This is a genomic window from Streptomyces sp. NBC_00249 (assembly GCF_026342355.1).
GTDB lineage: Bacteria > Actinomycetota > Actinomycetes > Streptomycetales > Streptomycetaceae > Streptomyces.
Genome location: NZ_JAPEMV010000007.1, coordinates 266,296 through 278,933, shown reverse-complemented (window position 1 = coordinate 278,933; position 12,638 = coordinate 266,296). Strand labels below are relative to the sequence as shown.

Sequence of the window (12,638 nt, the reverse complement as noted above, 5' to 3'; positions counted from 1 at the left end):
ACCTCTTAGGAGCTGCGGCCGCCGGCCACCGCGTAGAAGGCGACGGCGGCGGCCGCGCCCACGTTCAGCGAGTCCACCCCGTGCGCCATCGGGATCCGCACCCATTCGTCGGCGGCGACCAGCGCCTGGGTCGACAGGCCGTCACCCTCCGCGCCGAGCATCAGGGCGACCCGGTCCTGGGCCTGCGGGACGGCCCGTTCGATGGGCGTGGCCTTCTCGTGCGGGGTGAGGGCGAGGAGCTTGAAGCCCGCCTCCCGGACCGTGTCCAGGCTCTTGGGCCAGGCCTCGAGGCGGGCGTAGGGGACGGAGAACACCGCGCCCATGGAGACCTTCACCGAGCGGCGGTAGAGCGGGTCCGCGCAGTCCGGGGACAGCAGGACGGCGTCCATGCCGAGGGCGGCGGCGCTGCGGAAGATGGCCCCGATGTTGGTGTGGTCGTTGACCGCCTCCATCACGGCCACCCGGCGGGCCGAGGCCAGCAGCTCCTGCGCCGTGGGCAGCGGCTTGCGCTGCATGGAGGCGAGGGCGCCGCGGTGGACGTGGTAGCCGGTGACGCGCTCGGCGAGCTCCGGGGTGACCGCGTAGACGGGGGCCGGGAGTTCGTCGATGACGTCGCGCATGACGTCGACCCACTTGGAGGAGAGCAGCATGGAGCGCATCTCGTAGCCGGCGTCCTTGGCCCGTCTGATGACCTTCTCGCCCTCGGCGATGAAGAGTCCTTCGGCGGGCTCGCGGCGGCGCCGCAGCTCGACGTCGGTCAGGCCCGTGTAGTCGCGCAGGCGCGGGTCGTCGGGGTCCTCGACGGTGATGAGATCAGCCACAGGGTGATACTGCCTTGTCCTGGGTGCGGTGCCAACGGCCTGTCAGGCGTCGGTGGCGGGGAGTGCGGCGGGTGCGCCGGGTGCGGCGGGTGCGTTCACGCGGACGACGTCGCCGATGACGATGACGGCCGGCGGACGGATCTCCTCGGCGCGCACGGTCTCACCGACGGTGGCCAGGGTGGCGTCCACCCGGCGCTGGGAGGCGGTGGTGCCCTCCTGGACGACCGCGACGGGGGTGTCGGCGGAGCGGCCGTGGCGGACCAGGGCCTCGGCGATGAGGCCGATCTTGTCGACGCCCATCAGGACGACCAGGGTGCCGGTGAGCTTGGCGAGGGAGGCCCAGTCCACGAGGGAACGCGGGTCGTCGGGGCCGACGTGGCCGCTGACGACGGTGAACTCGTGGGCGACACCGCGGTGGGTGACCGGGATGCCGGCGGCGCCGGGCACCGAGATGGAGCTGGAGATGCCGGGGACGACGGTGCAGGAGATGCCCGCCTCGGCGAGGGCCTGGAGCTCCTCCATCCCGCGGCCGAAGACGTACGGGTCCCCGCCCTTGAGCCGGACCACGGCCTTGCCGGCCTTGGCGTGCTCGATCAGGGCGTTGTTGATGGCCTCCTGGGCCATGAAACGGCCGTACGGGATCTTCGCCGCGTCGATGACCTCGACGTGCGGGGGGAGCTCGTCGAGGAGGTCGCGGGGGCCGAGCCGGTCGGCGATGACCACGTCGGCCTCGGCGAGCAGGCGGCGGCCGCGCACGGTGATCAGGTCCGGGTCGCCGGGGCCGCCGCCGACGAGGGACACGCCGGGCGCGGCCTTGTGGCGGTGCGCGGGGGCGGTGAGGGTGCCGTCGCGCAGGCCCTCCACGACGGCGTCGCGGACGGCGGCGGAGCGGCGGGGGTCGTTGCCGGTCAGCACGGCCACGGTGACGCCCTCGACGCGGCCGGTGGCCGGGGTCCAGGCGGTCGCGGCGGAGGCGTCGTCGGCGCGCACGCACCAGACCCGCTCGCGCTCGGCCTCGGCGGAGACGCGCTCGTTGTCCTCGCGGTTGCGGGTGGCGATCAGGGCGTACCAGGCGTCGGCGAGGTCGCCGTCCCGGTAGCGGCGGCGCTCCCAGCGGATCTCGCCGGTCTCGGCCATCGCGTCCACGGAGGGGGTCGCGGAGGGCGAGATCAGCAGGACGTCCGCGCCGGCCGCGATGAGGGCGGGCAGGCGCCGCTGGGCGACCTGGCCACCGCCGATGACGACGACGCGGCGCCCGGCGAGGCGGAGTCCTACGGGGTAGGCGGGGGTGTCGGCCATGGCGGGTGCGACTCCTGAGGCGGCGAGGGGTTCGTGCCGCTGCGGCGCTGGAGCGGCGAGGTACTGACGTGCGGTTTTACGTGCGGGTCCACCATACGGCTCGCGCCCGGCCCACCGGGATACGGGGCTCCCGCCGACGGCCGGTCAGGGCTCGGGGTCCGCCTCGCTCCGGGGGCTCACCAGGGCCGTCGAGGGGACCCGGGCGACGTCCGACACGGTCCTCATGAGTCCGTAGCGCTCCGGGCTCTCCTCATGGTCCGGTGGGAGGAGGACGCGTCCGCCGGGGGCCGGGGCGATCACGGCCTGGATGTCGGGATTGCTCGCGGTCCGGTCCACCAGCCGGACCAGGGTGACGTAGCGGGCCCCGCGGGTGACGTTGATCAGATTGTTGTTGTGCCGGATGCGCGCCGTGCTCAGGAGGATGTCCGTGTCGCACCGCGGCCGGCCGCGCAGGGGGCACCAGGGCGCACCGCGTAGGCGGCACGACCACTCCTCGGCGAGTGCGCGCGGCAGGGCGTCACGGACGGCGAACCATCCGGTGTGGGGGCGGTCGAAGTACTGCGGGTCGCACGGCGGGAACTGCTGCCAGGAGTACCAGTTCACCGGGTACTCCGCCCCGATCCGCCCCCGGTCCCTGCGCGAGGTGATGACCTTGGCCACCGCCTCGACGGTGGAGTAGTCGGTCCCGGCGGGCAGCTGGACGATCTTCTCCTCGGCCTTCTCGGTGCCCGGGTCGAGCCATGACCCGTCCTTCATGAAGATGCCGAAGGCGAGCTGCTCCCGCCCGGTGGCCCTGGCGTACCGCTCGGCGTCCTCCTCCCCGGGCAGTTCGCGCCGCCAGAACTCGGGCCGGCCGGCCTGGTACACCCTGGACGTCTGCCCGATCACCCAGAAGATCGTGCCCAGCACGTCCACCGGGACCTTCCCGACGTTCTTCACGCTCAGCCTCAGCGACAGGTGCAGGACCTTGCCGTCCGGGCTGACGCGGGGCTCGCCCAGCTTCGCCTCCGCCGTGACGATGCTGCGCTCGGCGTTCGGTTCGTAGAGGGTGGTCTGGGAGAAGTTCACCCCGGTCAGGACGGCCGACAGGGTCAGCCCCGCGACGATGCTCCTGGGGTGCGGGAGCCCCTTCCAGGCCGCGTGGCGGACCAGGAGCCACAGGGCCCACAGCGCCCAGCAGAACAGGGCGGCGTACAGCGGCAGCTGCACGATGTACTCCCGCGCCTCGCACCACATGCCCAGCAGCAGGGCGCTCATGGCCAGCGCGATCAGCGCGCCGACCAGGACCAGGGGGCCCGACCAGGACAGCCGGCGTCTGCCCCAGAAGTCCGTGGCGGCCGCGGCGGCGGCCGTCTGGACCGCGCCCGCCAGGATCAGCAGCCAGCCGGTGAGGCGACCGGCGAAGGTCTGGGCTCCGGCGGCGTCCACCTGCCCGATGGAGACCAGGAGCGCGGCGGAGCACAGCAGGCCCGCCGCCATCAGCGCGGCGGCAGTGCGGCGGTGCCAGGGGCGGTCGGGCCAGGTGGTGGAGCCGCCGCCGTGCCAGGAGACGAACCGCGGGTCCGTCAGCGGCATGGCGCGGGGATAGCCGGCCCGGTGCAGGAGGCGGCGCAGCCCGCGGCAGGACCAGACCCGGCCCAGGGTGCGGCTGCCCGCGGTGACCTCGCGCAGGCCCCGCGGGTCCGGCGGGGACACGACGACCCGGGGCCTGGCTCCGATGCTCATGGGAACCAGGCTCCGGGGGGCCGGGGCGCGGCGCGCGCCCGGCTGCGCCAGGCGGGGCTACTTCTCGGTGACGCCCGCCGCGTCGAAGGTGGCCACCTCGTGCATCGCGCGGGCCGCGCTCTGGACCAGGGGGAGGGACAGCAGGGCGCCCGTGCCCTCGCCGAGGCGGAGGTCCAGGTCGATCAGGGGGCGCAGGCCCAGCTTGTTCAGTGCGGCCACGTGGCCCGGCTCCGCGCTGCGGTGGCCCGCGATGCAGGCCGACAGGGCCTCCGGGGCGATGGCGCGGGCCACCAGGGCGGCCGCGCCGGCGCTGACGCCGTCCAGGATCACGGGGGTGCGCAGGGAGGCGCCGCCCAGGAGGAGGCCGACGATCGCCGCGTGCTCCAGGCCGCCGATGGCCGCGAGGACGCCGATCGGGTCGGCCGGGTCGGGCTGGTGGAGTTCCAGGGCGCGGCGTACGACCTCGACCTTGCGGGCGTGCGTCTCGTCGTTGATGCCGGTGCCGCGGCCGGTGACCTCCGCCGCGTCGACCCCGGTGAAGACCGAGATCAGGGCCGCGGACACCGTGGTGTTCGCGATGCCCATCTCGCCGGTCAGGAGGGCCTTGTTGCCCGCCGCGACGAGGTCGCGGGCCGTCTCGATGCCGACCTCGATGGCCGCGATCGCTTCCTCGCGGGTCATGGCGGGGCCGGTCGAGAGGTCGGCCGTGCCCGGGCGGACCTTGCGCGGGAGGAGGCCCGGGGTGGCCGGGAGGTCGCCGGCGACGCCCACGTCGATCACGCAGACCTCGGCGCCGACCTGGTTGGCGAAGGCGTTGCAGACCGCGCCGCCGCCCAGGAAGTTGGCCACCATCTGCGTGGTGACCTCCTGGGGCCAGGGGGTGACGCCCTGGGCGTGGACGCCGTGGTCGCCCGCGAAGATCGCGACGGCGGCCGGCTCGGGAATGGGCGGCGGGCAGACCCGGGAGAGGCCGGCGAGCTGCGCGGAGATGATCTCCAGCATGCCCAGGGCCCCGGCGGGCTTGGTCATGCGCTTCTGCCGCTCCCAGGCCTCGCCGAGCGCCTTCGCGTCGAGCGGGCGGATGCTGGCGACGGTCTCGGAGAGCAGGTCGTGCGGCGCCTCGCCGGGCAGCGCGCGGCGGCCGTACGTCTCCTCGTGGACGACCCAGGCCAGCGGGCGGCGCTGCGACCAGCCCGCCTGGGCGAGCTCCGGCTCCTCCGGGAACTCGTCGACGTAGCCGACGCACAGGTAGGCGACGACCTCGAGGTGCTCGGGCAGGCCGAGCGCGCGGACCATCTCGCGCTCGTCGAAGAAGCTGACCCAGCCGACGCCGAGGCCCTCGGCGCGGGCGGCGAGCCAGAGGTTCTCGACGGCGAGGGCCGAGGAGTACGGGGCCATCTGCGGCTGGGTGTGCCGGCCGAGGGTGTGGCGGCCGCCGCGGGTGGGGTCGGCGGTGACGACGATGTTCACCGGGGTGTCGAGGATGGCCTCGATCTTGAGTTCCTTGAACTGCTTCGCCCGGCCCTTGGGCAGCGACTTGGCGTAGGCCTCGCGCTGGCGCTGGGCGAGCTCGTGCATCGTCCGGCGGGTCTCGGCGGAGCGGATGACGACGAAGTCCCAGGGCTGCGAGTGGCCGACGCTGGGCGCGTGGTGGGCGGCCTCCAGGACGCGGAGCAGCACCTCGTGCGGGATGGGGTCGGTGCGGAAGCCGTTGCGGATGTCGCGGCGCTCGCGCATGACGCGCAGGACGGCCTCGCGCTCCGCGTCCCCGTAGCCGGGGGCGGGCTCGCCGGGGGAAACCGCCTCGGCGGCCTCGGTCTCGGGCTCGGGCTGGACCTCGGGCTGGGCCTCTGCCGCGGCCTCGGGGAGCTCCGCGGGGGGCTCCTCCGACGGCGCGGGCTCGGCCACCGCTTCGGGGGCTTCCGCGGCGGGTGCCTCTACGGGCGTCTGCGCGGCGGGCTCGGCCGCCTCGGGCTCCGGCGCGGCCTCGGGGGCGGGCTCCGGCGCGGCCTCGGCCGCTACGGGCTCCACGGCCTCCGGGGCGGGCTCGGCTTCGGGCTGCGGGGGCTGCGCGGCTTCCACGGGCTCCGCGGCGGGCTCCGGCTCGGGCTGAGCCACCGTTTCTGCGGGAGTCGGCTGCGGCTCGGCCGGTGCCTCCTCGGCGGGCTGCGGGGTCTCCGGCGCGGGAAGGGGCGCGGGGGCCTCGACGGCCTCCACCGGGGCCGGCTCGGGCTGCGGCTCCGGGGCGGGCTCCACCACCGGCTCGGGCTCGGGCGCGACGACGGCCACGGGCTCCGCCACGGCGACGACAAGGGGGACGGCGACGGCGGCCGGGGCCACGGGGGCGGCGACGGCGGGCGCGGCCACCAGGGCCTCGGCCTCGGGCGCGGCCAGGGGCTCCGGCGCGGCCGGCTCCACCGCCCACGGGGTCCCGGCCTGCACCGGGATCTCGCCGAGCTGCGGGGCGGGCGCGGCCACGGGCTCCGCCACCGCAACCTCGGCGGCGGAGACGTCCAGGTACTCGGGGCCGAGGGTCGACGGCCCGGGCACGCTCACCGGCACCGGCATCGGCACCGGCATCGCCATCTGCGCCGGCGTCTGCATCACGGGCACGCCGGGACCGGCCACGGGCAGCGGCACGGCCACGCCGGGCGCGGCCTCCGGCTCGGGAGCGACGGCCACCGGCTCGACGGCCACGGGCTCGACCATGACCGGCTCGACGGCGACCGGCTCGACCATGACGGGTTCCGCCACCAGCGGCTCCGCCACCGGCTCGGGCGCCTGCGCCGGGACGGCGACGGCGGGGACGGCCGGCGCGGCGGCCGGACCCCGGTCGGCGAGGGACCGTACGACTCCCCCGGTGGCCTCGGGCACGGGCGGGCCCATGTGCAGCGGCCGGCGGGGCGCGACGGGCGGGGCGACGGGCGCGGCCGGCTGCGGGACCACGAGGCCGCCGAGGTCGAGCGCACCGGTGTCACGGCCGCCGGTCTCGTGCGCCCCGGCGCTGTACGCGGCGGGGTCGTAGGACTCGGGGCCGGCGTTCTCGGCGTACGGAGCGGCGGGGAAGCCGGCGCCCGGCTGCGGGGCCTGGGGGTAGCCGGGCTCCGGGAAGGCGTAGCCGACGGGCGGCTGCGGGTACTCGGTGTAGACGGGTTCGGCGGGGAACTCCGTCGGGTAGGCCGGGACCTGCGGGACGACCTGCGGGTCGCTCCAGGAGCCCTGCCCGGACGGCATGAGCAGCAGTTCCTCGTCCTCGGGCTCCGCGGGGTCGTCCACGAGGTCCTGGAACGCGTAGCCCGCGGGGGCCTGCGGCGGGACGGGCGGGAGCGGCGGCAGGGGCGGGAGCGGCGCGGGACTGCCGTGCTGATCCACCATGCCCGCGTTGTCCGGGTGACCCTCGCCCGGGACCTGGCCGGTGTCAGTCATGCGTACCCCTCGCCCATCGGTTTTGCCTCTTCGATCGCCCGGCGCCCACGAGGCCGCCGCGCGGAGTTGCCGTGCGGGGTTGCCGTGCGGTGCGACGCCTCGCGCCCGCCCGCACAACAACTCCTGAGCATTGTCGCGCTCGTCGGCCGCGGTGGCGGCCATAAACCGGCACGGTCCGCTGTGGACTGCGCCACGTCGCGCGTCCTGCGGGCAGTACGACGATCGGCCAGCCTACCCCGGGGTCCGCTCCGGTGCTGTGGCCGGGAAGGTTTGCCGACCCGGTGAACCTTCCCGGTCACAGCACTAGCGGCTCACGGGGCGCTCGGCTGCCAGGAGGAACACGACGGAACGCTCCTGTTCGGTCCAGGTCCGGGTGTCGAGCCCGACGGACTGCAGGAGGGCGCACTCGACGGCGTACCCGTGTTCGGTGAGGGTGCGTCCGATGGCCTCGGCCTCGTCGCGGGTGGAGGCGTGGCTGACGATGCGTTCGGGGCGGCGGTCGGCGACGGCCGCGACGACGGGGGCCCCGCCGCCGCCGACGCGTACGACGTCGGGCTCGGGCAGGTTCTCCAGTACGTGCGGGGCGCGGCCGGGGACGACCTGGATCTGGACACCGCGCTTGCGGGCGGCGGCGGTTACCCCTTCGCAGGCGCGCGGGTCGGCGTCGACGGCGATGACGGCGGCGCCGAGGGCGGCGGCGTCCACGGCGAGGGCCCCGGAGCCGGTTCCGATGTCCCAGACGAGGTCGCCGGGGCGGGGGCCGAGGCGGGCGAGCTGGGCGGCGCGCAGCTGCGCCGACTCCCCCTCGGCCGCCGGTGCGCCGGGGCCGGTGCGGGGCCGGGCCCAGCCGCGGCCCGTGGTGAGGCCGGGGCCGTGGCCGAACAGCCAGGGTGCCTCGGCGGTGGCGGAGACCTGGCCCCCGCCGCCGATGACGATGACGACGTTGGGGTCGCGCCAGCTGTGGTCGGCGGCTTTGTCGGAGGTGAGGACGGTGACGCGTTCCCGGTCGGTGCCGAGTTCCTCGCAGATCACGAAGGTGCGGTGGACCCCGTCGAGGAGCAGGGCGAGTTCGGCGGGGCCGGCTCCGGGCGCGGTGAGGACGGCGACCTTGGGGTGGGCCCGGCAGACGTTGACGGCGCGGCGCAGGGTGCGGCGGTGGGCGACGACGACCTGGGCGTCGTCCCAGGGCATCCCGGCGCGGGCGAAGGCGGCGGCGACCGCGGAGACGGCGGGGACGACCTCGACCTCGAGGCCGTGCTCGGGGGCGCGCAGGGTGCGTACGACCCCGAAGAAGCCGGGGTCGCCGTCGGCGAGGACGACGGCGGTGCCGCGGTGGCCGGCGATGCGGCGGGCGGCGAGGCCGAGGCTGCCGAGGCGGATGCGTTCGGCTCCGGGCGGGATCTCGGGGAGGGCGAGGTGGTGGGCGGCGCCGGCCACGAGGGTGGCGGCGGAGAGCGCGGACCGGGCCGCGGCGGTCAGCGGTGAGCCGTCCCAGCCGATCACCGTCACCCGGTCGGCCATCGTCGTCAGTCTCCTGGGTCGGGGGGCGGGCGAAGCTTCGTCGCGGGGTCGGGCACGGTGAGACTACCTGGTCATCGGGTCAGTTCCGGTCGGCGCCGACGGGCCGGCCGGGCGCGTCGGCGCGCTGTGCGAAGGCGTGTCCGCCGTGGTGGGCGGAGCGGCCGGAGTGGCCTTCCCAGGCCTCGTAGCCGAGGGGGGCGCCGTACTCGTCGGTGTCGTCGAGGTCCTCGGGGAGCAGGCTCCAGACGATGACGTCGGTGCGGGTCTCGGTCCAGCTGCCGTCGGCGGCCTGGACGCGCACTATCCACGCGTTGCGCAGGACTCCCTCGCTGATGCAGCCGATCTTCTGGGCGACCTGCTGGGAAGCGGTGTTGTCGGCGGCGGTGCGCAGTTCGAGGCGTTCGAAGTGCTGGTCGCCGAAGAGCCATTGGGCGACGGCGAGCACGGATTCGCTGGCGTAGCCCTCGCCGCGGGCCCATGGGGCGGTGACGTAGCCGGCCTCTGTGGTGCGGGTGCGCCAGTCGGTGTTGCGGAGGTGGACGATCCCGACGAGGCGCTGGGTGAGGAACTCGGTCACGGCGAGGACGAGACCGCGGCCCTCGGTGCGTTCGTCGTGGGAGTGCGCGGTGGCCCAGCTGTGGGCGTCGGCGTGGGTGTAGGGGTGCGGTGCGGTGGTCCAGGCGGTGACGTGCTCGTCGTTCATCATCTCGGCGAGCGCGGTGACGTCGTCCTCCTCGAAGGGGCGCAGCACCAGCCGGTCCGTGCTGATGGTGACGTCCGGGAAGGTGGTAGTCATGCGCAGCTCCATGCCTGAGACCGTGGGGCGACCGTGGTGCGGGACCGTTCGTGCGGGTCGTAGGCCACAGCATGCAGCATCGGCCGGGGGAAGTGCAGGGCCGGGCTGCCCGGAAGCGGGCAGCCTCCGGCACGGCTCCGGCCCCGCGCGCCCTGACGGGTGCGCGGGGCCGGAGATCCGGCGCCCACCAGGCCGTTCACGGCCGGGCGGGGTCGGGTCAGGAGGCGGCCGGGGCGCCGAAGGCCGGGGTGACCGAGCCCTGGTACTTCTCCTCGATGAACTTCTTGACCTCGTCGGAGTTCAGGAGCTTGGCGAGCTTCTGGACGCGCGGGTCGTTCTGCTTGCCGTCCTTGACCGCCAGGAAGTTGGCGTACGGGTTGCCCTCGGCCTTCTCCAGGATCAGGGCGTCCTTGGCGGGCGAGAGGTTGGCCTCGAGGGCGTAGTTGCCGTTGATGACGGCGGCGTCCACGTCGTTCAGGGCGCGCGGGACCGTGGCGGCCTCCAGCTCCTTGAACTCCAGGCCCTTCTTGTCGGTGATGTCGGACAGCTTGGCGCTGGTGCCGACCCCGTCCTTGAGGGTGATGAGCTTGTTCGCGGCGAGCAGCTGGAGCGCGCGGCCCTCGTTGGTGGTGTCGTTGGGGACGGCGACGGTCTGGCCGGGCTTGATGTCCGCGAGGGCCTTGACCTTCTTGGAGTAGAGGCCGAGCGGCTCCAGGTGGACGTTCACGACGGGCACGATGTGCGTGCCGTTCTTCTTGTTGAAGTCGTCGAGGTACGGCTTGTGCTGGAAGTAGTTGCCGTCGACCTGGCCCTGCTCGGTGGCGGTGTTGGGCAGGACGTAGTCCGTGAACTCCTTCACCTCGAGCTTGAGGCCTTCCTTGGCCGCGAGCTTGTCCTTGACGAAGTTCAGGATGTCGGCGTGCGGGCTCGGGGAGGCCGCGATGACCAGCGGCTTGCTCTCGTCGACCTTGCCGCCGTCGGCCTTGGTGGCGGTCGACGGGTCCGAGGAGCTGCCGCAGGCGGTGAGGCCGAGGGCCAGGGCTGCGGCGGTGGCGGTCAGGGCGGTGAGCTTGATGTTCTTACGCACGAAGAGTGCCTTTCTTGCTTTTGCGGGTGAGGGCCCAAGCACGACAAGTGCGGGCTTTTCCGGGAGGGAAGGTTGTGTTCAGGCTGTCCGGCCGCGGCGGGACAGGACGCGTACCACGCCGTCGCCGATCAGCTGGATCACCGTGACGAGGGCGATCAGGACCACGACGGTGGCGACCATGAAGCCGGTCTCGAAGCGCTGGAAGCCGTACGTGATGGCCTTGGAGCCGAGTCCTTCGCCGCCGACCGCGCCGGCCATGGCGGAGTAGCCGACCAGGGTGATCACGGTGGTGGTGACGGCGGCGACCAGGGAGGGCAGGGCCTGCGGGAGCAGCACCTTGCCGACGAGGGTCGGGATGCCGCCGCCCATGGATTCGACGGCTTCGATCAGGCCGTGGTCCACCTCGCGGACGGCCGTCTCGACGAGGCGGGCGAAGAAGGGGACGGCGCCGATGGCCAGCGGGACGATCATGGCGGTGGGGCCGATGAAGGTGCCGACGACGGCCGTGGTGACCGGGATCAGGAAGATCAGCAGGATGATGAACGGCAGCGAGCGGCCTATGTTCACGATCACGCCGAGGACCTTGTTGAGCGGCTGGTTCTGGAGGAGGCCGCCCTTGTCGGTGAGGACCAGCAGGATGCCGATGGGCAGTCCGCCGAGCACGGTCACCAGGGTGGACCACAGCACCATGTAGAGGGTGTCGTACGTGCCCTGGGTGAGCAGGGGCTGCATTTCGGACCAGGTCACTTGGCACCTTCCTCGACCAGTGCGGCCAGTTCGTTGTCGACCGCGTCGGTGTCCGCGGCGGCTTCGTCGACCGCGTCCACCTGGAGGCCCTGCTCGCGCAGGAAGCCGACGGGCACGACGTTGTCCTCGTAGCGGCCGGGCAGCTCGATGCGCATGCGGCCGATCTGGCGGCCGGCGACGGTGTCCATCGCGGCGCCGAGGATCGAGATGTCGATGTTGTACGTACGGGAGAGCTGGGAGATCACCGGCTGGGTGGCGGCGTCGCCGTGGAAGGTGACGTCGACGACGGTGCGGTCCGGGCCGGTGGCGGCGCCGCTGACCGGGAAGAGCTCGGTGGCCAGTTCGGAGCCGGGGGTGGCGAGGAGTTCGGCGACGGTGCCGGACTCGATGATCCGGCCCCGCTTCATCAGCGCGGCGGAGTCGCAGACGGCCTTGACCACGTCCATCTCGTGCGTGATGAGCAGGACGGTCAGGCCGAGCTGGCGGTTGAGGTCGCGCAGCAGTTGGAGGATCGAGCGGGTGGTCTCGGGGTCCAGGGCGCTGGTGGCCTCGTCGGAGAGCAGCACCTTGGGGTCGCCGGCCAGGGCGCGGGCGATGCCGACGCGCTGCTTCTGGCCGCCGGAGAGCTGGGTGGGGTAGGCCTTGGCCTTGTCGGCGAGGCCGACGAGGTCGAGGAGTTCCAGGGCCTTGCGGGAGCGCTCGCGGCCGGAGATCCCGAGGATCTCCAGGGGCAGCTCGATGTTGGCCTGGACGGTGCGCGAGGACAGCAGGTTGAAGTGCTGGAAGACCATGCCGATGCGGCTGCGGGCCTCGCGCAGCTCCTTGCCGGCGCGGCGGCCGCGGCCGGCGAGGGCGGTGAGGTCGACGCCGTCGACGGTCACGGTGCCGGTGGTGGGGCGCTCCAGCAGGTTCACGCAGCGGATCAGGGAGGACTTGCCGGCGCCGCTCTGGCCGATGACTCCGTAGACCTCGCCCTCACGGACGTGCAGGTCGACGCCGTCCAGGGCGGTGACCTCACGGCCACGGGACTGGTAGACCTTCGTGAGGCCCGATGTGGTGATCACAGGAATTCCGTCGCTGTCGAGTGCACGGCGTGCGGGTGCCGTGCACGGGGCAAACATCTGGGGACGCGATACGGGTCGAACCGTCACAAAGAAATGGTGTCGACGCGTGCGCGGGGCAGGAGCGGTCCGGGATGGGCGGACGGCTCGGCCGG

General features: G+C 73.9%; 9 protein-coding genes. All 9 read right to left on the bottom strand.

The features are described 5' to 3' along the window. Positions 1 to 5: 5 nt before the first annotated feature. On the bottom strand, positions 6 to 821 hold the full coding sequence (locus OOK31_RS28575) for an RNA methyltransferase (protein ID WP_267090250.1): 816 nt from the start codon (positions 819 to 821) through the stop codon (positions 6 to 8). A gap of 42 nt (positions 822 to 863) precedes the next feature. Beyond that, positions 864 to 2,120 carry a uroporphyrinogen-III C-methyltransferase gene (gene cobA, locus OOK31_RS28570; RefSeq protein ID WP_267090249.1) on the bottom strand — a complete coding sequence of 419 codons (1,257 nt, stop codon included), beginning with the start codon at positions 2,118 to 2,120 and terminating at the stop codon, positions 864 to 866. Between the two features lie 144 nt (positions 2,121 to 2,264). After that, complete coding sequence (locus tag OOK31_RS28565; protein ID WP_267090248.1) at positions 2,265 to 3,845, bottom strand: hypothetical protein; 1,581 nt, start codon at positions 3,843 to 3,845, stop codon at positions 2,265 to 2,267. Positions 3,846 to 3,902: 57 nt separating this feature from the next. Beyond that, on the bottom strand, positions 3,903 to 7,271 hold the full coding sequence (gene cobT, locus OOK31_RS28560; RefSeq protein ID WP_267090247.1) for a nicotinate-nucleotide--dimethylbenzimidazole phosphoribosyltransferase: 3,369 nt from the start codon (positions 7,269 to 7,271) through the stop codon (positions 3,903 to 3,905). A 303-nt stretch (positions 7,272 to 7,574) separates the two neighbouring features. Further along, positions 7,575 to 8,792, bottom strand: a complete 1,218-nt coding sequence (cbiE, locus tag OOK31_RS28555; protein WP_267090246.1) for a precorrin-6y C5,15-methyltransferase (decarboxylating) subunit CbiE — start codon at positions 8,790 to 8,792, stop codon at positions 7,575 to 7,577. Positions 8,793 to 8,871: 79 nt separating this feature from the next. Next, positions 8,872 to 9,588 (bottom strand): GNAT family N-acetyltransferase, encoded by a 717-nt coding sequence (locus OOK31_RS28550; protein WP_267090245.1) that lies wholly within the window; start codon positions 9,586 to 9,588, stop codon positions 8,872 to 8,874. Between the two features lie 217 nt (positions 9,589 to 9,805). Next, on the bottom strand, positions 9,806 to 10,675 hold the full coding sequence (locus tag OOK31_RS28545; protein ID WP_267090244.1) for a MetQ/NlpA family ABC transporter substrate-binding protein: 870 nt from the start codon (positions 10,673 to 10,675) through the stop codon (positions 9,806 to 9,808). Positions 10,676 to 10,753: 78 nt separating this feature from the next. Beyond that, positions 10,754 to 11,422, bottom strand: a complete 669-nt coding sequence (locus OOK31_RS28540; protein WP_267090243.1) for a methionine ABC transporter permease — start codon at positions 11,420 to 11,422, stop codon at positions 10,754 to 10,756. Beyond that, positions 11,419 to 12,486 (bottom strand): methionine ABC transporter ATP-binding protein, encoded by a 1,068-nt coding sequence (locus OOK31_RS28535; RefSeq protein ID WP_267090242.1) that lies wholly within the window; start codon positions 12,484 to 12,486, stop codon positions 11,419 to 11,421. The genes OOK31_RS28540 and OOK31_RS28535 overlap by 4 nt, the downstream gene beginning before the upstream one ends. Positions 12,487 to 12,638: the final 152 nt, after the last annotated feature.